The following is a 22741-nucleotide window of genomic DNA, read 5'->3' as shown; positions in this document are numbered from 1 at the left end:
TGCTCCCGCGGCGCAACCGCGCCAAACTCAACCGCGGACTCCGGCATCAGCTGGATGAATGTCGGGGGTCACAGCACCATCTTAGGGAATGTTCTCTGCGCAGCCGGAAGTCTGCTCAGTGTCCTTCCATACAGAACTTTGGGTGTCCCGTCTCAGGAGAACTCGATCGTCTGAAACTGCGGTTTCCCACCAAGCGTTCAGGCGGGCAATGAGCGCAATCTACCTTGAAGCAAGCGCAATACCCGCAGCATCGAAGCGAGCGGTCCATACATTTCCGTCCCAGCCTTGGGGCATTCTTGAATTTAGCCCTATTTGGCGAAGATGCGCGTGCTCATGCTTCGTTATAATAACGCCATGCACCATATTTCTTACAATATTCACAACCTCCTCTCGGTTAGGCCACGCTTCCAAAAGCTTACCGATTACAATCTGCATCGGAATGGCGTGGTCGTAATCCACCTGATTTTTCGGCAAGCCAACGGCTGCTTGGCTTCGCTCGCGCAGCGGAGAATGTTTTTCGAATTTGCGAATTTCCCAAACGAAAAAGATAGTTTCTCGGAGCACCCTCGAGTAAGAGGTCTTGCTCAATCCTGCGTCACGCATATTAAAAGCCAACTCGACTGCGGACAGCACAAACTCAAGTCTTTTTTCGTCATCGATCATCTTTAAATCTCAGTCGATATTGAGGCCCTACTACTGGCAACATTCAACCCATGAAACACATTGGTCAACCCCGACCACGCTATCCGTTTGCTGCCCCGCGCGCATGACAGAGCTTGGTCTCGCGCGACACAGTTACGCCGCGGCGCACTTGCGAAGGTCGTCGACTCGCTTGGGCCGCCGCGTCCTTCGTTCATGCCCCCGTTCCGTTTACAGTGCACAGATAAATAGCCGCGAACGAACACGGAATCTTTGCCTCGGTTTACTTTTTTATGCATATATTACAATGCTAAACACGGATTGCAAATCCGTGAAGACCGGTTCGATTCCGGTACCCGCCTCCACTACTTAGCCATTTTGGCCGAGGCGCTCTCAACACAATTCTCAACATTCGCGCTCTGAGCGCTTTCCGCTCTTTGCTTTCCGGCGAAGCCTGATCGCTGCAATGCGATGGAAATCTTTAGCTCCGGTTCGTATTGGCCAGCGCCGCCTCAGCCCGCTGGCCGCCCTCTAGCCGCACGTCCGCTGCTTGAGCATCTGGCTTCATGCAATGCCGATCGCAGGCCCACCAAGAGACCCTGCCGGAAAGCTTTTTCTTCCGTAAGGGAACTTCGTACTTGCAAGATTGATGAAATGCTGCTTGCAATGTCAGAAAGCTAACAATGCCTGCCTGGAGTAAGCACCCTGACACCCCCCGCCCACCAACCGCTGCGCGCAAGGCTTGTTCAGGCAGCCGAGACGGGATCGCCGTCGATGCGGGCGATTGCCAGCTTCATGCTCGCGCAATTCTCGGACCTGCCGTTCGAGACGGCGGCAACCCTCGCCACCAAGATCGAGGTGAGCGAGGTCAGCATCGGGCGGTTCTGCCGGGCGATCGGCTATGCCAACTTCAAGGACCTCAAGGATCACCTGAAAGACGACATCGGCGAGCAGCCCTGGTTGATCAAGGACCGCCTTCAGGCGCTGCGCAGCACCTCCGGGCAGCGCGACGAGCGCCTGTCGCAAGGGCTTGAGGCCGAGATGGCCGGGTTGGTCGGCGTTTACGAACTCGCGCGCACCCCCGAATGGCAAGCGGCGGTCGAGCGGTTCACCAAGCGCGCGCGCGTGCTTGTGACGGGCTTTCAGACCGAGCGCGGGCTGGCGCAATACTTCGCCAGCCAGATGCAATATGTGCGCCCCGGTGTGCAGCTTGTGGATCTGTCGGCGGGGAACTTCGCCGAGGTGCTGGTCGAGGGCGCCGCGCCGCAGGACACCTGCCTCGCCATTTTCGAGGCCCGCCGCTATTCGCGCCAGGCGCTGGTTCTGGCGCGCGAGGCCAAGGCGCGCGGCATCGCAGTCACGATCTTCACCGACCGCTACTGCGCCTGGGGCGCGGATTACGCCGACGAGGTCTTCATGGTGGCGACCCAGTTCAACCAGTTCTGGGATTCGACCGCGCATCTGGCGCTGCTTGGCAACCTGCTGATCAACGACATCTTCCTCGCACGCGGCGAAGGGGCCGAAGCCCGGCTCAACGAAATCGCGCGGCTTTACGGCGCGTTCACAGGCCATGTCGGCAACCCGCTGACACCGGTCGCCCAATAACCAATCAAAACAGCCTCCAACAACAGGGAAACATGATGACGATCGCTACCAAACTTCTTGCCTGCTCGCTCGCCTTCGCCACGCTGGCAGGCGGCGTTCACGCCGAAACGCTGCGCCTTGGCACCGAGGGCGCCTACCCGCCCTTCAACTACGTCACGCCCGACGGCAAGGTCGAAGGCTTCGACGTCGAGGTCGGGCTGGAGCTGTGCAAGCGCATCGGCGCCGAATGCGAAGTGGTCGCGCAGGACTGGGACGGTATCATTCCGGGTCTGCTGGCCAACAAGTACGACTTCATCATCGCCTCGATGTTCATTACCGAAGAACGGAAGCAGCAGGTGGCCTTCACCGAACCCTATTACATGGCGGCAATGACCCATGTCGTGCCGAAGGAATCGGAGATCACCGAATTCACCAATGACGCGCTCAAGGATATGGTCGTGGGCGCGCAGGCGGGCACGACGCAGGCCGACTATGCCGTGCAGATGTATCCCGATGCGGACGTGCGCCTTTACCCGACGCAGGACGAGGCCAGCCTCGACATGGCCTCGGGCCGGCTTGACGTGATGGTGGGCGACATGCTGCCGCTGCTCGATTTCGTCGAGAAGACCGAGGACGGCGCCTGCTGCAAGCTGGCGGGCGAGCCGATCACCGACCCGGCCTTTGTCGGCGAGGGCGTGGGCATCGCGCTGCGTCAGGAAGACAACGACCTGCGCGAGCGTCTGAACAAGGCGCTTGAGGAAATCCGCGCTGACGGCACCTATCAGGCGATCAACGACAAGTACTTCACCATCGACATCTACACGATGAAGTAATCGGGCTCCCGGCGAGAGGCGGCATGTGATGATGGAGTTGTTCTCCTACGGCCCCCTCGGCTGGGGCGACGAAATTCTTGCGGGGCTTTGGGTGACGATGCGCCTTGCGCTGACCACCCTGCCCGTGGGGTTACTGTTGGGGTTTGCGGTGGCGGCGCTGTCGCTGTCGCAGATCCCGGCGCTGCGCGCGATCGGCGTGGGCTATACCACGCTGATGCGCGGCCTGCCCGAGATCCTGACCTTGTTCATCGTCTATAACGGTCTTGGGCTTGGGCTGAACCGGATGATGGCCTGGATTGCGCCCGATGCCGGGCCGATCGACTTCCCGCCCTTCGCAGCCGGGGTGATCGCGCTCGCGCTGGTCTTCGGGGCCTTCGCGGCCGAGGTTCTGCGCGGCGCTTTCCAGGCCGTGCCAGAGGGGCAGATCCTGGCAGGCCGCGCCATCGGCATGTCGGCGCGCAAGATCTTCTGGCGCATCAAGTTGCCGCTTTTGTGGCGCTACGCGCTGCCCGGGATGGGGAACCTGTGGCTCAACCTGCTCAAGGACACGGCGCTGGTGTCGGTGATCGCGCTTGATGATCTGATGCGCGCGACCAAGGTGGCCGTGGGCGTGACCAAGCAACCCTTCACCTTCTACCTCGTGGCCTGCCTGATCTACTGGCTGATGTGCCTTCTGTCCGAACTGGTTCTGGCGCAGCTTGAGCGGCGCGCCAACCGTGGCCTGCGGAGGGCATGATGGCATTCTTCGACACACTGGCCGCCAACCTGCCCAAGCTGCTCGACGGCACGGTGACCACGCTTGCGCTGACCGGCTTGGGGGCGGCCATCGCGGCCGCGGCCTCGCCGGGGTTGGCATTGCTGCGCGCCAACGGGCCGCTCCCCGCTCAACTTGCGCTGCGGGCCTATATCTCTTTCGTGCGCGGCACCCCGCTGCTGGCGCAACTGTTCCTTGTCTTCTACGGCTCGGGCCAGTTCCGCGCCGAACTGACGGCGCTTGGTCTGTGGGGCTTTTTCCGCGACCCGTTCAACTGCGCCGTTCTGGTATTCGCGGTGAACTCCTGCGCCTATCAGACCGAGATCCTGCGCGGCGGCATTCAGGCCGTTGCCGTGGGCGAGATCGAGGCCGCGCGTGCCGTGGGCATGTCGCGCCCCACGATCCTGCGCCGGGTGGTTTTCCCCCATGCCTATCGCATCGCCTGGCCCGCGCTTGGCAATGAGATCATCTTGCTGATGAAAGCCTCCGCGCTCGCCTCGATCGTGACCGTGTTCGACCTGATGGGCCGCACCCGGCAGATCTTCTCGCGCAGCTTCGAGTTCTCCGTCTATTTCCAGGCCGCGGTGCTCTACCTGATCATCACCGCCTGCTTCGTCTATCTGTGGCGCTTCGCCGAGCGCCGCATGTCGCGCCACATGGCGGCCCCGGGCCGCGCGTAAGGAACCTGACAATGCAGCCTCAAACCCCGCAAGACCTGGTCCTTCACGCCCAGGACATCCGCAAGAGCTTCGGCACGCACGAGGTGCTCAAGGGCATCTCCCTGCAAGCGCGCAACCATGATGTGATCTCGATCCTCGGCGCCTCCGGCTCGGGTAAATCGACCTTCCTGCGCTGCCTGAACTTTCTTGAGATCCCCAGCTCTGGCAGCGTCGCGGTGCATGGCGAGACGATCGCCTTCCGCAACGGCCGCATCGGCGATCAGCGCCAGATCGAGCGGATGCGCCAGCACCTTGGCATGGTGTTCCAGCAGTTCAACCTCTGGACCCACCGCACCGTTCTGGAAAACGTGATGGAGGGGCCGGTGCAGGTTAAGCACAAGCCCAAGGCCGAGGCGCGCGATCAGGCCGAGGCGCTTCTGGCGCGCGTCGGCCTTGCCGAGCGGATGCACCACTACCCCTCGCAACTCTCGGGCGGGCAGCAACAGCGTGTGGCGATTGCCCGGGCGCTGGCGATGGAACCCGACGCGATCCTGTTCGACGAACCGACCTCGGCGCTCGACCCGGAACTGGTGGGCGAGGTGCTCAAGGTGATGCAGGATCTGGCCGCCGAAGGGCGCACGATGATCGTCGTCACGCATGAGATGGCCTTCGCGCGCGAGGTTTCGACCGAGGTGGTGTTCCTCCATCAGGGCCTCGTGGCCGAACAGGGCCCGCCCGAAAAGCTGTTCAACAACCCCGAGAGCGAAGTCTTCGCCCGTTTCATTTCCAAAATCCGTTGAGAACCCAAATGACCGTTCCGTTTACCGGGCTCAAGATCGAGTCCGCCGAGCTGCGCATTGTCAACCTGCCGCTGGTGACGCCCTTCAAGGTCTCGAACCAGACGCTGACCGACAAGACCTTCCCCGTGCTGATCCTGCGCGGCGAGGGCGTCGAGGGGTTCAGCGAGGGGGTGATGGACCCCTTCCCCGACTATCTCGAGGAAACTATTCCCGGCGCGCTCGGGTTTCTGCGCGACCTGATCTTGCCGCAGATCGTCGGCAAGCGCTTTGGCAACCCGGCCGAACTGGCAGCCCTGCTGGCGCCCTGGCGCGGCCACCGCATGAGCAAGGCCTTGGTCGAAATGGCCTTCTGGGATCTGTGGACCAAGGCACTCGGCCTGCCGCTGAAGGCGGCTCTTGGGGGCGTGCGCGATGCGGTGCCGGTGGGCGTTTCGCTTGGCATCACCGCGATCGACACCACGGTTGCGCGCGTAGCCGAGGCCGTCGAGGCGGGCTACAAGCGCATCAAGCTCAAGGTCGCGCAGGGGCATGATCTGGCGCTGCTCGAAGCGGTGCGGCGCGCCTATCCCGACGTCAAGCTGACCGTCGATGCCAATACCGCTTACGGGCTGGCCGATCTGGCCACGCTGCGCGCGATGGATGCCTTCAACCTCGATTACATCGAACAGCCGCTGGCCGTAGATGACATTCACGACCATGCGTTGGTGCAGCGCGAGATCGCCACCGCGCTGTGCCTTGACGAGTCGATCCGCACCCCCGCCGATTGCCGCAAGGCGCTGGCGGCGGGCGCGGCACGCGTCATCAACATCAAGGTCGGGCGGGTTGGCGGCTATGCGGCGGCGCGGGCGATCCACGATGTCTCGGAGGCGTTCGGGGCGCCGGTCTGGTGCGGCGGAATGCTGGAAAGCGGCATCGGGCGCGCGCATAACATCCACCTCGCGACGCTGCCGAACTTCACCAAGCCGGGCGATACCTCCTCGGCCAGCCGCTATTTCCACCGCGATATCATCAACGAACCGCTTGAGGCCGCGGATGGCCTGATGCCGGTGCCGGGCAACGGGCCGGGCGTCGGCGTAACGCTCGACCGCCCCTTCCTCGAAACCGTCACCCGGATGACCGAGGAGTTCCGCGCATGAACGCCGAAGTCACGCTGCGCGAGTTGAACGGGCTGGATGAACTGGCCCGGGCCGAGCGTTTTCAGGTCGAGGTCTGGGGCGAGGGCGAGCGCCCCGACAATTCGGACATCATGCTGTCTCTGCAGCACGAGGGCGCGCTGCTGGCGGGCGCCTTCGCGGGCGATCGGATGCTTGCCTTCCTGTTCGGCTTTCCGACGGTGACGGCGGGCTTGCAGCACTCGCACCGGCTGGCGGTTTCGCCTGAAGCGCGCGGGCTGGGGCTTGGTGCGCGAATGAAGTGGTTCCAGCGCGACTGGTGCCTTGCGCGCGGTATCACCCGGGTGCGCTGGACCTACGATCCGCTGCGCGCGATCAATGCCGGGCTGAATATCGGCGTGCTCGGGGCCACCGCGTCGGAGTATTTTGTCGATTATTACGGGGCGATGCCGGGCATCAATGCGGGCCTGCCCTCGGATCGCATCATGGCGTATTGGCAGCTTGACGCGCCCGAGGTCGTGGCGCGCGCCGAAGGCCGGGCCCTCGCCCTGCCCGCCAATCTTGAACCCGTGGCGATCCCGAGTGACATCGACGCCTTGATGGCAGCCGATCCGCAGGCGGCTCTGGCTGGGCGGCTGCGGCTGCGGGGCGTGCTCCAGCCCGCCTTCGCTGCCGGACAGGCCATCCTTGGCTTTGACCGCGCAACGGCGAGCTATCTGCTTGGATCACGCTAAGCGGTGATGGTGCGGGCGGCCGGACTCGAACCGGCACGGGCTTGCGCCCAAGGGAGTTTAAATCCCATGCGTCTACCATTTCGCCACGCCCGCACGGGTTCTGGCTAACCCGCGGCAATGACGGGGGCAAGCCCCGTCAGCGGCCGTCGAAGACCGGGGCGCGTTTTTGCAGGAAGGCGGTGACGCCCTCGTGGAAATCGCGGCTCCGGCCCAGTTGGCCCTGCAACTCGGCCTCAAGCGAAAGCTGCGCGGGCAGGTCATTTCCATAGCCCTCGCGCAGAGCGCGCTTGATCGCGCCATAGGCGGCGGTCGGCCCCTTGGCCAGATGCGCGGCCCGCGCGCGCCAATGTGCAGCGAACTCGGCGTCGGGCACCGATTCCCAGATCATGCCCCATTGCGCGGCCTGATCCGCCGTGACCTTGTCGGCAAACAGCGCCGCCCCCATGGCCCGCGCAAAGCCCACCTGACGCGGCAGCCAGTAGGTGCCGCCCGCATCGGGCATCAGGCCGATCCGCGTGAAGGCCTGCAGGAAAGCCGCCGATTGCGTGGCGATCACCACATCCGCCGCCAGCGCAAGGTTCGCCCCTGCCCCTGCCGCCGCGCCATTCACCGCCGAAATCACCGGCAGCGGGCAATCGTAGATCGCCATCAGCATCGGCTCGTATTCCTCGCGCAGCACCTTTTGCAGATCGAACGCGCCCGAGGCCGCCCTGTCCGCCAGATCCTGCCCGGAACAGAAGGCCCGCCCCTCACCGGTCAACACAACGACCCGCGCCTCGGCTGCGGCGCGGCGCAGCGCGTCGAGGATCTCGGCGCGCATCGCGCTGTTGAGGGCATTCATGACCTCGGGGCGGTTGAGCGTGATCACCGCCATGCCTTCGGTCAGCTCATATCGGATTGCCTCGTAGTTCATGCGTGTCCTCCCTCGCCTTTGCGCCACATTAGCGGCGCGATACGGCGGGGGAAGCGGAACACTGCGTCACTTGCCGGGCTCGTCCTTCATCAGCTCTTTCAGGCGTGCCTCTTCCTCAGCCGAAAGGCCGGTGCCGGGGCCATCCTCGCGGCGGCGACCGCGCAGGTAGACGAAGGCGCCGCCCATCGCGATCAGCAGCGCGACCGGCCCGAGGTAATAAAGGATCAGGTTCGCGCCGGTCTTTTCCGGCTCGAACAGGACATATTCGCCGTAGCGGTCGGTGATGTAGTCCAGCACCTGGCTGTCAGTATCGCCCGCGACCAGACGTTCGCGCACCAGCAGGCGCAGATCGCGCGAGACCTCGGCGTTCGACTCGTCGATATTCTCGCCCTGGCAGACCGGGCAGCGCAGCACCTGGCTGATCTGACGCGCGCGGGCCTCCATCGCGGGATCGGGCAGCACCTCGTCGGGCTGAACCGCGAATGCGGGGCTGGCCAGCAAAAGGCAAAGGGCAAGACGTTTGAGCATGGCTTACTCCGCAGGAACGGCGTTGGTAGCGGTACGGCGCGCCCCGGCGGCCACGCGGTAGCGCCGGTCGGTCAGGCTAAGCAGACCCCCGAAAGCCATCATCAGACAGCCCGCCCAGATCCAGTTGGCGAAGGGCTTGATATAGGTGCGCACGGCCCATCCGCCATTGGCCTGCTTGTCCCCAATCACCAGATAGATGTCACGCAGGAAGCCATTGTCGATATCGGCCTCGGTCGTCGGCATCGCCTGCACCGGATAGGAGCGCTTCTCGGGATGCAGAACGGTGATCAGCTTGCCGTCACGCTCGACCTTCAGGGTGCCGGTGGTCGAGACATAGTTCGGCCCGTCGAATTGCTCGACACTTTCAAGCGTGATCGCATAGCCCGAGACCTCGAAGGGCTCGCCGATCTGCGCCACGCGGATATCCTCGACCTGACCGGCCATCAGCAGACCGATGCCGGCAAAGACGATGCCAAGACCCGAATGGGCGGTGCATTTGCCCCAGTCGGCGCGCGGCAGGCGCAGGATGCGCGCAGGCGTGCGGCCGGCGCGTTGCCAGATCTCGGCCAGCGCGCCGAAGACCAGCCATGCCCCCAGCCCCGAGGACACCAGCGCCAGAAGCGAGCGCCCGGTTTCAAACGTCCAGGCGAGCCCCGCACAGGCCAGCGCCAGCACCAGCGCCGGGACGAGCGGGCGCACCAGCTTACCCAGCTTGGCGCGCTTCCAGGGCATCATCGCGCCGATCGGCAGCAAGATCGCCAGAATGATCATGAAGGGGGTGAAGGCCTTCTCGAAGAACGGCGCGCCCACCGAGAGCTTGCGGCCCCAGGCCATCTCGGCCACCAGCGGCCAGACGGTGCCCACGAACACAACCAGCGCAGAAACCGCCAGCAGGATGTTGTTGATCACCAGCGCGGTTTCGCGCGAGACCATCGAGAAGACGCCCTTGGCCTGCATCGAGCTTGCGCGGGCGGCATAAAGCGTCAGCGCGCCGCCGACGAAGAAGGCCAGGATCGCGAGGATGAAGATACCGCGCTCGGGGTCATTGGCGAAGCTGTGCACCGAGGTGATGACGCCCGAACGCACGATGAATGTGCCGATCAGCGAGAAGCCGAAGGCCATGATCGCGAGCAGGATCGTCCAGCTTTTCAGCGCCTCGCGTTTTTCCACGACGATGGCCGAGTGCAGCAGCGCCGCCGCGAGCAGCCAGGGCATGAACGAGGCGTTCTCGACCGGATCCCAGAACCAGAAGCCGCCCCAGCCAAGCTCGTAATAGGCCCACCACGAACCAAGCGCGATGCCGATGGTCAGGAAGATCCAAGCGGCCAGCGTCCAGGGCCGCACCCAACGCGCCCAGGCGGCGTCCACGCGCCCCTCGATCAGCGCGGCGACGGCGAAGGAGAAGGCCATCGAGAGCCCCACATAGCCGAGATAGAGGAACGGCGGATGGAAGGCGAGGCCGGGGTCTTGCAGCAGCGGGTTGAGGTCTTGCCCGTTGAAAGGCGGCTCGGCCAGACGGGTGAAGGGGTTCGAGGTGAACAGGATGAAGCCGAGAAAGGCCGCCCCAATCCAGGCCTGCACCGCCAGCACCCGCGCCCTGAGGCGCGGCGGAAGCGCGCCACCGAACCATGCCGCGGCCGCTCCAAATAGCGCCAGAATGAGCACCCACAAGAGCATCGAGCCCTCGTGGTTCCCCCAGACGCCCGACACCTTGTAGAGCATCGGCTTGTCGGTATGCGAATTCGAAAAGACGAGTTGCAGCGAGAAGTCCGAGGTGACGAAGGAATAGGTCAACGCTCCGAACGACAGCGCGACCAGCAGGAACTGCGCAGAAGCGGCAGGATCGGCCACGGCCATCCAGCCGCGCCAGTTCTTATGCGCGCCGATCAGCGGCACCAATCCCTGAACGATGGCCACGCAAAACGCGAGGATAAGGGCGAAGTGGCCTAGTTCTGCAATCATGGTGTCCTCCTGTTCGCGGACGCGATCATAGAGACCGAACGCGTCCGGGCCAAGGAGGATGCGCGCGATTGTCGCGCCCTACACGGCATGGTGAGGTGGGCGGGGTCATCCCCGCCCGTTCAGAGCCGCGCCGAGGGCTTGCGCGAGGACAGCTGCAGGTTGGTCTCGCTGCGCAAAACGCCCTCGAAGCGCCGGATCGCCAGTAGGGTTTCGTCCAGATCCGGCAGGCTGCGCGCCCCGATCTCGACGATCAGATCCCACTGACCGTTGGTGGTATGCACGGCCTGCACCTGGGGCAGGCCAAGCAGGCGCTGCACGATGCGCTCGGTCCCGCGACCGTCGATCGACAGCATCATCAGACCGCGCACGGGCGCCGCAGCGACGTCCGAACGCGTGAGAACGGTGAAGCCCGAGATTTCCCCCCGGGCTACAAGCCGCTCGATCCGGGCGCGCACAGTGGCACGCGAGAGGCCGAGCTGCCCTGCGAGGTCCGAAACCGCCGCCCGACCGTCGCGCCTAAGCGCGGCGATCAGCCGTTGATCGGTTTCGTCCAGTCGTTCGACGCGCGGCCCCTCCCCCCACATGGCCTTAGCCTTTCGCCGCGAGGATCGAGGCTTCGAGGACATCGAGCGCCTCGTCGAAGATCGCGTCCGGGATGGTCAGCGGTGCGAGGAAGCGGATCACGTTGCCATAGACGCCGCAGGTCAGCAGGATCAGGCCACGCTTGAGTGCCTCTTCGCGGATGCGGTTGGTCATCTCGGGGTTCGGCGTGTCGGTGCCGGCCACGTTGAACTCGACCGCATTCATGAAGCCCGGGCCGCGGATATCGACGATCTCCGGAACCTGGTCGCGCATACCGGCCAGACGCTGCTTGAGGCGGCCGCCCAGACGCTCGGCGCGGGCGCAGAGGTCTTCCTCTTCGATCACGTCGAGCACCGCGTGCGCTGCTGCGATACCGAGCGGGTTACCCGCATAGGTGCCGCCCAGACCGCCCGGGTTCGGGCTGTCCATGATCTCGGCGCGACCGGTCACGGCCGAGATCGGCAGACCGCCGCCCAGGCCCTTGGCCATGGTGGTGATGTCGGCGGCAACGCCGTGGTGCTCCATCGCGAAGAGCTTGCCGGTGCGGGCAAAGCCGGTCTGCACCTCATCGGCGATCAGCACGATGCCGTTGGCATCGCAGATCTCGCGCAGGCGCTTCATGAAGCCTTCCGGCACCGGGTAGAAACCACCCTCGCCCTGAACCGGCTCGACGATGATCGCGGCGACGCGCGACGGTTCGATATCGGCCTTGAACAGACGCTCGAGCGCGCCGATCGCCTCATCGCCCGAAACGCCGTGCAGCGGGTTCGGGAAGGGCAGGTGCCAAACGTCGTTCATCATCGGGCCGAAACCGGCCTTGTAGGGCTGGACCTTGCCGGTCAGCGTCATGCCCATGAAGGTACGGCCATGGAAGCCGCCCGCAAAGGCGACAACGCCGGCGCGGCCGGTGTAGTGGCGCGCGATCTTGATGGCGTTCTCAACGGCTTCGGCGCCGGTGGTCGCGAAGATGGTTTTCTTGGCGAAGTCGCCCGGAACCTTGGCGTTCAGGCGCTCGGCCAGGGCCACGTAATTCTCATAGGGCACGACCTGGTGGCAGGTGTGGGTGAACGCGTCGAGCTGCTTCTTGACCGCTTCGATCACCTTGGGGTGACGGTGGCCGGTGTTCACCACGGCGATACCGGCCGCGAAGTCGATATAGCGCGTGCCGTTCTTGTCCCACAGCTCCGCGTTCTCGGCACGCTCGGCATAGATCTGGGTGGTCATGCCGACGCCCTTGGCGATGGCGGCGTTCTTGCGGGCGGAAAGTTCCGGCGAGGTTTGAACAGTCATAGTGAAGCTCCGATTCGAGATACTCCAACATCGCACTTTGCATTTTTTCTGCAAGAAATTTTTTGACCTATTTGGTGACCCGCTGCATATTGCCGGTATAAGGCTTGGAAAATGACCGACTCGACCGCCCAGACCCCGGATGAACCCCTGTTTCGCGTGACCGAAGCGGCGCGCGCCGTGGGCGTTGCGCCCTCGACCCTGCGCCTGTGGGAGACGCAGGGCCTTGTCGCGCCGACGCGCCGTGCCTCGGGGCAACGGCTCTACTCGGCGGCGGATGTGGCGCGGTTACAGCGCATCACCTTCCTGCGCCGCGAAAGCGGGCTGAACCCGGCGGCGATTCGCGCCGCGCTCGAGGCCGAGGGCAGCGCGCCCCCCGCCCCCGAGATCCTGAACGAAAAGCTTGGTGCCTCGCTGCGCCACCTGCGTCAGGTGCGCGGCGAGAAGCTTGACGATGTCGCGCAGAAGATGGGCGTTTCGGCCTCGGCGCTCTCGACGCTGGAGCGCACCGGAGCGGGGGTCAGCTTCAAGACGCTCGCGGATCTCGCGCGCTATTACGGCACGACGGTGTCACGGCTTTCCGATCAGGACGAGCCCGGCGGCGCGGTGGTACGTTCGGGCGCCGCGCGGCTATGGCCGATGCCGGTCGAGGGCGTGCGTGTCGAGGTGCTGGCCGAGGGCCGACGCCAGATGGACTGTCACCGTTTCATTCTCTCGCCCGGCGCGACCTCACAGGGCGGCTATGACCACGAGGGCGAGGAATTCATTACCGTAATTGACGGGCGCTTTCGCATCACCCTCGACGGCGAGGAAGTGCACGAGCTTGGCCCCGGCGACTCGATCTATTTCGAAAGCCGCCGCCCGCACGCCTGGGCCAATGCGGCCGACGGCCAGACGATCGTCATCTGGGTCAACACCCCACCCACGTTCTGAGCACGCTTGCGTGAGCCGCCTTGCAGGCACTGGCCCAGACGGTCATGCTTGGCGCGCCCCAAGAAAGGAAGCCCGATGCGTCTTGCCATGATCGCCCTTGCCGCCCTGTCGCTGACCGCCTGCCGCGAGGAGAGCAAGGCCGACGCACTTGCCGCCCTGCCCGTCGGCACCGAATGGCAGGTGCGCGAGATCGCCGGACAGCCCGTCGCGGCGGAGGTCAGCGTGACCCTTGCCCGCAGCGATGAAAGCACGATCACCGGGAACTCGGGCTGCAACCGCTACAACGGCCGCATCGAGACCCGCGAGGGCAAGCTGCATATCGGCGCCCTGGCGGGCACCCGCATGATGTGCCCGCCCGCGCAGATGGAGGCCGAGCAGGCCTTCCATTCGACCATCGGCCGGGTCGATCAGGCGCGGCTGAACGGCGCCACGCTGGAACTACTGACCGGCGAGACCGTCGTCATACGGGCGGAGAAATAACGCCCCCGGCCTCCTGCACGGCCTCCATCGCGACATAGGTCGAGGTCGCCGCGACATGCGGAAGGGCCGAGATCTTCTCGCCCATCACCCGGCGATAGTCCGAGATGTCGCGGGAGCGCACCTTGAGCAGGTAATCGAACCCGCCCGCGACCATGTAGCATTCCTCGATTTCGGGCAGGGCGCGGACCGCGCGGTTGAATGCGCGCAGAGCGGCCTCGCGCGTGTCGCTCAGACGCACCTCGACGAAGGCCACATGCGCAAGCCCCATGCGGATCGGGCTGAGCAGCGCCCGGTAGCCCGAGATCACCCCGCTTTCCTCAAGCCGCTTCACCCGCGCCTGCACCGGTGACTTGGTCAGCCCGACGCGGCGCGCAAGCTCGGTCATGCTCAGCCGCCCCTCTTCCACAAGGGCGGCCAGAATCTTGCGGTCGTAGCTGTCCAGATCGGGCAGGTCATTTGGCATGTGTTTACCCTCAAGATCAGTCGATTTGCCTGCGTTCTGGCCATCATCGGTCAAATCGCCCGGCACATTCACTGTATTCTGGGACAAAGCCAATTCCCCTTCAAGGTCAGTCCCATGATTCACTCGACGTTGCCGCCGACCCTCGAACAGATCGACGCGCTCACCCTCCAGCCCGAAGCGCCGCTGCTGCGCCATCTGGCGAACGAAGCCGCGCTGGATGGCGCTGCGCGGGCCCGCATCTCGGGCAAGGGCGCCGAGCTTGTGCGCCGCATCCGCGCCGAGGCCCGCCCCGGCCTGATGGAGGTGTTCCTTGCGGAATATGGCCTGTCGACCGAGGAAGGCATCGCCCTGATGTGTCTGGCCGAGGCGCTCCTGCGCGTGCCGGATGCGCCCACCATGGACGCGCTGATCGAAGACAAGATCGCGCCTTCGGACTGGGGCAAGCATCTGGGCCACTCGGCCAGCTCGCTCGTCAACGCTTCGACCTGGGCACTGATGCTGACCGGCAAGGTTCTCGAAGAGCGCGGCCCCGGCCTTGCGGGCGCGCTGCGTGGCGCCGTGAAACGTCTGGGCGAGCCGGTGATCCGCACCGCCGTGTCGCGCGCGATGAAGGAAATGGGCCGCCAGTTCGTTCTGGGCGAAACCATCGAAAGCGCGATGGAGCGTGCCGCCAAGCATGAGGCGCAGGGCTATTCCTACAGCTACGACATGCTGGGCGAGGCCGCCCGCACCGCCGCCGACGCGCGCCGCTACGAGGCCTCCTATGCCAAAGCGATCGAGGCCATCGCCAAGCGCTGCAAACCCGGCCAGCTGCGCGACAACCCCGGCATCTCGGTCAAGCTCTCGGCGCTGCACCCGCGCTACGAGGTGGCGCAGGAAGCGCGCGTGATGGCGGAACTGGTGCCGGTGGTGACCCGCCTTGCCCGCATGGCCGCCAAGGCCGACATGAGCTTTACCATCGACGCCGAAGAGGTCGATCGCCTTGTGCTGTCGCTGCGCGTGATCGAGGCGGTGCTGTCGGATGCCGAACTGGCGGGTTGGGACGGTTTTGCCATCGTTGTTCAGGGCTACAGCCGCCGCGCGGGCGCCGCACTGGATTGGCTGCACGCGCTGGCCACACGGCTTGATCGCAAGATCATGGTGCGCCTGGTCAAGGGCGCCTATTGGGATGCCGAGGTCAAGCGCGCCCAGGTTCAGGGCCTGCCCGATTTCCCGGTCTTCACCCGCAAGATCTCGACCGACGTGAGCTATATCGCCAACGCCCGCAAGCTGCTGGCGATGTCCGACCGCATCTATCCGATGTTCGCGGGCCACAACGCGCATACCGTCGCCGCCGTGCTCGACATGGTCGCCGAGATGGGCACCGACAAGCGCGATTTCGAGTTCCAGCGCCTGCATGGCATGGGCGAGCGTCTGCATGACATCGTGCTGAAATCGGAAAACACCCGCTGCCGGATCTATGCCCCCGTCGGCGCACACCGCGACCTGCTGGCCTATCTGGTGCGCCGCCTGCTGGAGAACGGCGCGAACTCGAGCTTCGTGAACCAGATCGTGGATGAGGACGTCTCGCCCGAGGAAGTCGCGGCCTGCCCCTTCGCCGCGCTTGAAGCCCTCAGCACCGTCGAGAACCCCGCGCTGAGCCGCCCTGCCGATCTGTTCCCCGGCCGCAGCAACTCGCAAGGCCACGACCTGAGCCAGACCGGCACGCTTGCGGCCATCGAAACCGCGCGCGCGCCGCTTGCCGCGGGGCTGCTGCCCGAGGCAAGCCCGCTGGTGGCGGGCGACTGCGCCCCCATGGCCGCCGAAGAGGTGAAAAACCCCGCCACTGGTGAGGTCGTGGGCCTTGTGCGCCCTGCCTCGGCCGCCGATATCGAGGCCGCGCTTGGCAATGCCCGCCCCTGGCAGGCCGATGCCGCCGCGCGCGCTGCGGTTCTGAACCGCGCCGCCGACCTGTACGAGGAAAACTACGGCCAGATCTTTGCCGTGATCGCCCGCGAGGCTGGCAAGAACCTGCCCGACGCGATCGCCGAGATCCGCGAAGCTGTGGACTTCCTGCGCTACTACGCCTCGCAGACCTCGGAGGACACCACGCCGCGCGGCGTCTTTACCTGCATCAGCCCGTGGAACTTCCCGCTGGCGATCTTCACCGGCCAGATCGCGGCGGCGCTGGCCGCTGGCAACGCCGTGCTGGCCAAACCGGCCGAGCAGACCCCGATCATCGCCGCCCTTGCCGTGCGCCTGATGCATCTTGCCGGTGTCCCGCGCGAGGCGCTGCAACTGCTGCCGGGGGATGGCCCGACCGTGGGCGCGCGCCTGACCTCGGACCCGCGCGTCAATGGCGTGTGCTTCACCGGCGGCACCGACACCGCGCAGGCGATCCGCCGCGCGATGGTGCAGGCGATGGACCCGGGCGCGCCCCTGATCGCCGAAACCGGCGGGATGAACGCGATGATCGTTGACTCGACCGCCCTGCCCGAGCAGGCGGTGCGCGACATCCTCGCCTCCTCGTTCCAATCGGCGGGTCAGCGTTGCTCGGCCCTGCGCTGCCTGTATGTTCAGGACGAAATCGCCCCGCATCTGACCGAGATGCTTTTCGGCGCGATGGATGAGCTGCGCATCGGCAACCCCTGGGATCTGAGCACCGACGTCGGCCCCGTTATCGACGCCGAGGCCGAGGCCACCATCCGCGCCCATATCGCCAAGGCCCGTGCCGAGGGCCGCGTGCTGAAGGAAATGGACCTCCCCGAGGGGCTGACCGGCCATTTCGTCGCGCCCACCGTGATCCGCATTGACAGCATCGCGGATCTGGAGCGCGAGATCTTCGGCCCGGTGCTGCATGTCGCGACCTTCGATGCCGAAGACCTGCCCAAGGTGATCGACGCGATCAACGCCACCGGCTACGGTCTGACCTTCGGGCTGCACAGCCGCATCGACAACCGCGTGCAGGAGGTGACCGAGGCGCTCAATGTCGGCAACCTCTACATCAACCGCAACCAGATTGGCGCGGTCGTGGGCAGCCAACCCTTCGGCGGCGAGGGCCTGTCGGGCACCGGCCCGAAAGCGGGCGGCCCGGAATACGTGGCGCGCTTTGCCCAACCCCAGGCCAAGCCGCACCGCCCGGCGCTCGAGCGCGAGATGCCCGGCCCGACCGGCGAGTCGAATCGCCTGACGCTGCACCCGCGCCCCGCGCTGCTCTGCATGGGCCCCGGCGCTGACAAAGCCGCGGCCCAAGCCGCTGCCGTCACCGCGCTTGGCGGTGTTGCCGAACTGGCAACGGATCTCACCCCCGAGGTGCTTGCGACCCGTGAAGGTTTCTCGGCCGCGCTCTGGTGGGGCGACCACGAAACCGCGCGCGCCTGTGCCCAGGCCCTTGCCAGCCGCAAGGGGCCGATCCTGCCGCTGATCACCGAGATGCCCGACGCAGCCCATTGTTTCCACGAGAGACACATCTGCATCGACACCACGGCAGCAGGCGGCAACGCGCAGCTCTTGGCCGCAGCCGGTAACGCTTGACGATAGGTCGCGGATCGGCACACTCGCCGCATGTTTCCGATCCGCGACCATAACCCTTCGAGCACAACGCCCTATGTGACCTGGGCGATCATTGCGCTCAATGTGGTCATATTCGCCCTGACGCTGCCTCTGGCCGGGGATATGCAGGCGCTGTGGATCAATGGCGCGCTCTATCCGGCCGAGGTGACGCAGGGCCACGCGCTGCACGGGCTGATCACCCATATGTTCCTGCACGCGGGCATGATGCACCTGGCGGGCAACATGCTCTTCCTGTGGATCTTCGGAGACAACCTCGAAGAGCAGCTCGGCCATGTCGGCTTTCTGCTTTTTTACCTTGCCGGGGGGCTGGCCGCCGCCTTCGCGCAGATATTGGCCGAACCCTATACGACCATTCCGATGGTCGGGGCCTCGGGCGCGATCGCCGGGGTGATGGGGGGCTATCTGCTGCTGTTTCCCCGCGCGCGGGTCGATGTGCTGTTCATCTTCATCATCTTCTTCCGCATCTTCGCCATTCCCGCCTGGGTCGTCCTAGGCGTTTGGTTCGGGATGCAGCTGTTCAACGGCACCGCCTCGGGACTGACCGATGGCATCGCCTACTGGGCGCATGCCGGAGGGTTTGCCGCAGGTCTTCTGCTGATGGTGCCGCACTGGCTGCGCCTCGGCGGGGCGATCTTCTGGGGCCAGAACCACGGCCGCCCACCGCACCCCGAGGCCGAGTATCACCGCACCACCATCCCCGCCGTGCGACGGCGGCACTGAGGCGGGGCCGCGATTGCCCTAGTCACGAGCACGGCCTGCCACAAATGAAAAGGCCCCCCGAAACGGGGGCCTTTCGCATTCTGAGCGGGCATTTACTTGCGCAGCGCGCCGCCTGTGGCCTTGGTGACCTTGTCGATGATCTTGGCGGATACCGCCTCGATCTCGGCATCGGTTAGGGTCTTGTCGCGCGGCTGGATGCGCACCGAAAGCGCAATCGACTTCTTGCCCGCGCCCATCTGTTCCTCGGCCTTGGCGCCGGTGAACTGGTCGAAGACCGAGACCGCCTCGATCAGCGCCTTGTCGGCGCCATAGGCGGCATTGACCGCGGTGATCACCTCGGTGCCGGTATCGACGACAAAGGCGAAGTCCCGCTCGACCGCCTGCAGGTCCGAGATCGCCAGCGCCGGACGCGTGGGCGTCTTGACCTTCGGGAAGGGCACGTTCTCAAGCCGGATGGTGAAGGCCACCGCCGGACCTTTCACACCCATCTCGCGCAGCACCTTGGGGTGCAATTCGCCGAAGGTCGCCAGCACATTGGGGCCAAGCGCGATATTGCCCGCGCGGCCCGGATGCCACCAGGCATCAAGCTTGCGGTTGACCTGCGCACGTGCGGGCGCGCCGATCGCGGCCAGCGCGGCCTCGGCATCGGCCTTGGCGTCATAGACATCGACCGGACGGCGCGAACCCCAGGGATCGCGCGGCGCCGAGGCACCGACCAGAAGGCCCGTGGCCACCGTCACCTGATCGCCCGGCTCGCCACCCGAGAAGACCGGCCCCACCTCGAACAGCGCGAGATCGGCAAAGCCGCGCGCCTGGTTGCGGGCGGCCGCCTGCAACAGGCCCGGCAGCAAGTCGGGGCGCATATGCGTCATCTGCGACGAGATCGGGTTCTCGATCCGCGTGGCCTCGGCCCCGCCACCAAACAGCGCGGCCGATTTCGCGTCGATGAAGCTGTAGGTCACGCATTCGTTGTAACCAAGTGCTGCGATGGTGCGACGGGTGGTCTTCTCGCGCACCTGGCCCGGCGTCAGGATCGGCTCGGGCACGCCCGCGGTTTCCCGCGCCATCGGCTTGCCCTGCAACTTGGTCAGCGAGGCGATACGCGCCACTTCCTCGACCAGATCGGCCTCGCCCAGAACGTCGGGGCGCCAGCTCGGGGCGGTCGCCATATCGCCATTCAGCGTGAAACCAAGCGCCTCAAGGGTGCGGCGCTGCTCGGCCTCGGGGATCTCCATGCCGACAAGGCTGATGACCCGCGCCGGGTCCAACCGGTAGGCGCGGGTGGTGGCCGGGACGGCCCCGTCCATGACCACTTCCGAGGCCTCGCCGCCGCACAGATCAAGCACCATCTGCGTCGCCAGCTCCAGCCCCGGCAGGGTGAAGGCCGGGTCCACGCCGCGCTCGAACCGGTAGCGCGCGTCCGAGTTGATGCGCAGCGCGCGGCCGGTCGCAGCAATGGTGATCGGGTCCCAATAGGCGCTTTCGAGGAAGACATCGACGGTCTCCTCGGTACAGCCCGAAGGCTCACCGCCCATGATACCCGCAAGGCTTTCCACGCCATTGTCGTCGCAGATCACCATCTGGCCTTCGCGCAGCAGGTAGGTCTTTTCGTCGAGCGCCTGCATCTCCTCGCCGCCCTTGGCGGGCACGATGCGCAGATCGCCCTTCACCTTGGCCGCATCGAAGACGTGCAGCGGGCGGTTCAGGTCATAGGTGAAGAAGTTGGTGATATCGACCAGCGCCGAGATCGGACGCAGCCCGATGGCGATCAGCCGCTGTTGCAGCCAGGCCGGGCTCGGGCCGTTGGTCACGCCACGGATCAGGCGGCCGGCAAACAGCGGGCAGCCCTTTTCTTTCAGCGCGGGGTCGATCTGCACCTTGATCGGGCTTGCGAAGCCGCCCGGCACTGCCTCGATTTCCAGCGGCTTGAGCACACCCAGCCCCCGCGCGGCCAGATCGCGCGCGATGCCGCGCACGCCAAGCGCATCGGGGCGGTTCGGGGTGATCTTGATGTAGATCATCGGATCGACCGCCTCGGGGCGGTTCTCGGCCAGCCAGTCGACAAACCGCTCGCCAACCTCGCCCGAGGGCAGCTCGATGATGCCGTTATGCTCGTCCGACAGTTCCAGCTCGCGCTCCGAGCACATCATGCCGTGGCTCTCAACACCGCGGATCTTGCCCACGCCAAGCGTGACGTCGATGCCCGGGACGTAATCGCCGGGCTTGGCAAGGACGACCGTGATCCCCTCGCGCGCGTTCGGCGCACCGCAGACGATGGTCTTTTCGCCCTCATTGGTCAGCACCTTGCAGACCCGCAGCTTGTCGGCGTCGGGGTGCTTTTCGGCATGCAGCACCTTGGCTAGGGTGAAGCTTTCCAGCTTGCCCGCCGGGTTGGCGATTTCCTCGACCTCAAGGCCAAGGTCGGTCAGCGCATCGGCGATCTCGTCCACCGAGGCGGTGGTGTCGAGGTGGTCTTTCAGCCAGGAGAGGGTGAATTTCATTTTGCCAGATCCTCTACGTCAGCGAGTTGTTCGGAGATATCTGCGCCCTTGAGCACATCGCGGCGCATTTCAGTGACAAGTATGTGCCGCGCGTTGCGAACCAGATCCTGCACTTTCATGAATTCATCGAATTCTTTTTGGGTGAGCTTCACCCCGACAGCGGGCTTCTTAACTTTCGATTGCTCGACTTTAAACTTCGCCTCAAAGTATCGAAGCATTGCCTCTACGACTTCTGTTGGAGCGACTATTCGTAAGTCGTCTAAAAAAGGCCCGAGTGCGGTTACTGTATCAAGTGCAGTTGCCCCCGGCTTGACGTTACGGTCTGCTGCCAAACAAGCCACGTAAAGTTCTTGACGCTTACGCCTTAGCGCTTCTTGCCGTTCGTGGCTACGCTGAGCCAAGAACACGTAGTATCCGCCCAACACGGCTACAAACGGAGAAATGACCGTTACGCCGAACTTCAGCCAATCCAGCCAAGCGGTGACGTTAGCAGCATGCCCCGTAACATCACTCACTTACTCAACCCCCCGAACACCGTTGGCAGGTCGAGCGCGGCGAAGCCGTAGTGGCGCAGCCAGCGCAGGTCGCTCTCGAAGAAGGCGCGCAGGTCGGGGATGCCGTATTTCAGCATCGCGAGACGATCGATCCCCATGCCGAAGGCAAAGCCCTGCCACTCGGCCGGGTCGATGCCGCCGGCTTCCAGCACCTTGGGATGCACCATGCCCGAGCCGAGGATCTCCATCCACGAGTTGCCCTCACCGATCTTGAGCTGGCCACCCTCCCACGAGCAGCGGATATCGACCTCGGCCGACGGCTCGGTGAAGGGGAAGTGCGAGGCGCGGAAGCGCAGCTCGACCGAGGGCACCTCGAAGAAGGTCTTGCAGAACTCCTCGAGCACCCATTTCAGGTTCGCCATCGAGATGTCCTTGCCAAGCGCAAGGGCCTCCACCTGGTGGAACATCGGCGTGTGGGTCTGGTCCATGTCCATGCGGTAGACGCGGCCCGGCGCGATCACGCGGATCGGCGCACCGGTCTTTTGCATGGCGCGAATCTGCACCGGCGAGGTATGCGTGCGCAACACATGCGGCGGGCGCGGGTCGGCGGCGTCGCGGGCAATGAAGAAGGTGTCGTGCTCTTGCCGGGCGGGGTGCTCGGGCGCGATGTTGAGCGCGTCGAAGTTATACCAGTCGCTCTCGATCTGCGGGCCCTCGGCCACGGCAAAGCCCATGTCGGCGAAGATCGCGGTGACCTCGTCCATGACTTGGCTGACCGGGTGGATGGTGCCCGCGCGGCGCGGACGGCCGGGCAGCGTGACATCAAGCCATTCGTTGCGCAGGCGCGCGTCCAGCGCGGCATCGGCCAGCGCCTCTTTCTTGGCACGCAACGCGGCGTCGATTTCGTTCTTCAGCACGTTCAGCGCGGCGCCGGTGGTCTGGCGCTCTTCCGGGCTCATCTGGCCCAGTTCGCGCATCTTCAGGCTGATCTCGCCCTTCTTGCCAAGCGCGGCCAGGCGCAACTCTTCCAGCGCGGCCTCTTCAGCGGCCTGCGCGATCCCGTCGAGATATTTCGCCTTGAGCACGTCGAGCGCGTTCATCTGGTCTCTCCTGTCTGGTCGGGGGAGTGCTAGCCCCGGCCCGGCCCGATTTCAAGCGTATGAAAGAAAAACCCCGCGACGGCAAAGCGCCGGCGCGGGGTTCAAAGTGCA

General features: G+C 65.2%; 21 protein-coding genes and 1 tRNA gene. 11 read left to right on the top strand and 11 right to left on the bottom strand.

The window, feature by feature from the left end; all coding sequences use genetic code 11:
• Nucleotides 1-219 precede the first annotated feature (219 nt).
• Complete coding sequence (locus KTQ37_RS14045) at nt 220-663, bottom strand: hypothetical protein (protein ID WP_218631149.1); 444 nt, start codon at nt 661-663, stop codon at nt 220-222.
• 663 nt (nt 664-1326) lie between these two features.
• Between KTQ37_RS14045 and KTQ37_RS14040 the strand changes: the two genes are divergently transcribed.
• Genes KTQ37_RS14040 through KTQ37_RS14010 form a run of 7 tightly spaced genes read left to right on the top strand, consistent with a single transcriptional unit; the run spans nt 1327 to nt 7115 of the window.
• Nucleotides 1327-2244: a MurR/RpiR family transcriptional regulator gene (locus tag KTQ37_RS14040; RefSeq protein WP_328799736.1), complete on the top strand. Its 918-nt coding sequence runs from the start codon at nt 1327-1329 to the stop codon at nt 2242-2244.
• 35 nt (nt 2245-2279) lie between these two features.
• Nucleotides 2280-3056 carry an ABC transporter substrate-binding protein gene (locus KTQ37_RS14035; RefSeq protein WP_218631147.1) on the top strand — a complete coding sequence of 259 codons (777 nt, stop codon included), beginning with the start codon at nt 2280-2282 and terminating at the stop codon, nt 3054-3056.
• 28 nt (nt 3057-3084) lie between these two features.
• Nucleotides 3085-3792 carry an ABC transporter permease gene (locus tag KTQ37_RS14030; protein ID WP_218631146.1) on the top strand — a complete coding sequence of 236 codons (708 nt, stop codon included), beginning with the start codon at nt 3085-3087 and terminating at the stop codon, nt 3790-3792.
• Nucleotides 3792-4490: an ABC transporter permease gene (locus tag KTQ37_RS14025; protein WP_218631145.1), complete on the top strand. Its 699-nt coding sequence runs from the start codon at nt 3792-3794 to the stop codon at nt 4488-4490. Before KTQ37_RS14030 ends, KTQ37_RS14025 begins: the two co-directional genes overlap by 1 nt.
• Before the next feature lie 11 nt (nt 4491-4501).
• Nucleotides 4502-5269, top strand: coding sequence for an ABC transporter ATP-binding protein (locus KTQ37_RS14020; protein ID WP_218631144.1), 768 nt, complete (start codon nt 4502-4504; stop codon nt 5267-5269).
• 8 nt (nt 5270-5277) lie between these two features.
• A complete protein-coding gene (gene menC / locus KTQ37_RS14015) occupies nt 5278-6405 on the top strand; it encodes an o-succinylbenzoate synthase (RefSeq protein WP_218631143.1) in 1128 nt (375 codons plus the stop codon).
• Nucleotides 6402-7115 (top strand): GNAT family N-acetyltransferase, encoded by a 714-nt coding sequence (locus tag KTQ37_RS14010; RefSeq protein ID WP_218631142.1) that lies wholly within the window; start codon nt 6402-6404, stop codon nt 7113-7115. The genes menC and KTQ37_RS14010 overlap by 4 nt, the downstream gene beginning before the upstream one ends.
• A gap of 7 nt (nt 7116-7122) precedes the next feature.
• Here KTQ37_RS14010 and KTQ37_RS14005 read toward each other — a convergent pair.
• The 6 genes from KTQ37_RS14005 to KTQ37_RS13980 all read right to left on the bottom strand — a co-directional run bounded on the left by KTQ37_RS14005 (nt 7123) and on the right by KTQ37_RS13980 (nt 12390).
• Nucleotides 7123-7208 (bottom strand) — tRNA-Leu (locus KTQ37_RS14005).
• A gap of 43 nt (nt 7209-7251) precedes the next feature.
• Nucleotides 7252-8028 (bottom strand): enoyl-CoA hydratase-related protein, encoded by a 777-nt coding sequence (locus KTQ37_RS14000; RefSeq protein ID WP_218631141.1) that lies wholly within the window; start codon nt 8026-8028, stop codon nt 7252-7254.
• 66 nt (nt 8029-8094) lie between these two features.
• A complete protein-coding gene (locus tag KTQ37_RS13995; protein WP_218631140.1) occupies nt 8095-8556 on the bottom strand; it encodes a cytochrome c-type biogenesis protein in 462 nt (153 codons plus the stop codon).
• 3 nt (nt 8557-8559) lie between these two features.
• Nucleotides 8560-10518: a heme lyase CcmF/NrfE family subunit gene (locus tag KTQ37_RS13990; protein WP_218631139.1), complete on the bottom strand. Its 1959-nt coding sequence runs from the start codon at nt 10516-10518 to the stop codon at nt 8560-8562.
• 119 nt (nt 10519-10637) lie between these two features.
• The gene (locus KTQ37_RS13985) at nt 10638-11072 is read right to left on the bottom strand and encodes an Lrp/AsnC family transcriptional regulator (RefSeq protein WP_375546114.1); all 435 of its coding nucleotides are present in this window, start codon (nt 11070-11072) and stop codon (nt 10638-10640) included.
• A 34-nt stretch (nt 11073-11106) separates the two neighbouring features.
• Nucleotides 11107-12390: a 4-aminobutyrate--2-oxoglutarate transaminase gene (locus KTQ37_RS13980; RefSeq protein WP_218631137.1), complete on the bottom strand. Its 1284-nt coding sequence runs from the start codon at nt 12388-12390 to the stop codon at nt 11107-11109.
• 111 nt (nt 12391-12501) lie between these two features.
• Here KTQ37_RS13980 and KTQ37_RS13975 point away from each other — a divergent pair, with 111 nt between their 5' ends.
• Together KTQ37_RS13975 and KTQ37_RS13970 are read left to right on the top strand one after the other, a co-directional pair.
• Nucleotides 12502-13320, top strand: coding sequence for a MerR family transcriptional regulator (locus tag KTQ37_RS13975; RefSeq protein ID WP_218631136.1), 819 nt, complete (start codon nt 12502-12504; stop codon nt 13318-13320).
• Between the two features lie 75 nt (nt 13321-13395).
• A complete protein-coding gene (locus tag KTQ37_RS13970; protein ID WP_218631135.1) occupies nt 13396-13800 on the top strand; it encodes an META domain-containing protein in 405 nt (134 codons plus the stop codon).
• On the opposite strand, the gene KTQ37_RS13965 is transcribed toward KTQ37_RS13970, so the two are convergent.
• Nucleotides 13781-14263, bottom strand: coding sequence for an Lrp/AsnC family transcriptional regulator (locus KTQ37_RS13965; protein ID WP_218631153.1), 483 nt, complete (start codon nt 14261-14263; stop codon nt 13781-13783). The genes KTQ37_RS13970 and KTQ37_RS13965 overlap by 20 nt on opposite strands.
• Before the next feature lie 114 nt (nt 14264-14377).
• On the opposite strand from KTQ37_RS13965, the gene putA reads away from it, so the two are divergent.
• Complete coding sequence (putA, locus tag KTQ37_RS13960; protein ID WP_218631134.1) at nt 14378-17776, top strand: bifunctional proline dehydrogenase/L-glutamate gamma-semialdehyde dehydrogenase PutA; 3399 nt, start codon at nt 14378-14380, stop codon at nt 17774-17776.
• A gap of 30 nt (nt 17777-17806) precedes the next feature.
• Nucleotides 17807-18535 carry a rhomboid family intramembrane serine protease gene (locus tag KTQ37_RS13955; protein ID WP_218631133.1) on the top strand — a complete coding sequence of 243 codons (729 nt, stop codon included), beginning with the start codon at nt 17807-17809 and terminating at the stop codon, nt 18533-18535.
• Nucleotides 18536-18627: 92 nt separating this feature from the next.
• On the opposite strand, the gene pheT is transcribed toward KTQ37_RS13955, so the two are convergent.
• The 3 genes from pheT to pheS are packed head-to-tail and all read right to left on the bottom strand — an operon-like array spanning nt 18628 to nt 22630.
• Nucleotides 18628-21036: a phenylalanine--tRNA ligase subunit beta gene (gene pheT, locus KTQ37_RS13950; protein ID WP_218631132.1), complete on the bottom strand. Its 2409-nt coding sequence runs from the start codon at nt 21034-21036 to the stop codon at nt 18628-18630.
• Nucleotides 21033-21551, bottom strand: a complete 519-nt coding sequence (locus tag KTQ37_RS13945) for a hypothetical protein (RefSeq protein WP_218631131.1) — start codon at nt 21549-21551, stop codon at nt 21033-21035. The genes pheT and KTQ37_RS13945 overlap by 4 nt, the downstream gene beginning before the upstream one ends.
• The gene (pheS, locus tag KTQ37_RS13940) at nt 21548-22630 is read right to left on the bottom strand and encodes a phenylalanine--tRNA ligase subunit alpha (RefSeq protein ID WP_218631130.1); all 1083 of its coding nucleotides are present in this window, start codon (nt 22628-22630) and stop codon (nt 21548-21550) included. The genes KTQ37_RS13945 and pheS overlap by 4 nt, the downstream gene beginning before the upstream one ends.
• Between the last annotated feature and the right edge of the window lie 111 nt (nt 22631-22741).

Origin of the sequence: Sedimentimonas flavescens (assembly GCF_019264375.1) — a bacterium.
GTDB classification, from domain to species: domain Bacteria; phylum Pseudomonadota; class Alphaproteobacteria; order Rhodobacterales; family Rhodobacteraceae; genus Rhodobacter; species Rhodobacter flavescens.
The sequence above is the reverse complement of the archived record's forward strand: the minus strand, read 5'-3'. Positions and strand labels throughout refer to the sequence as shown.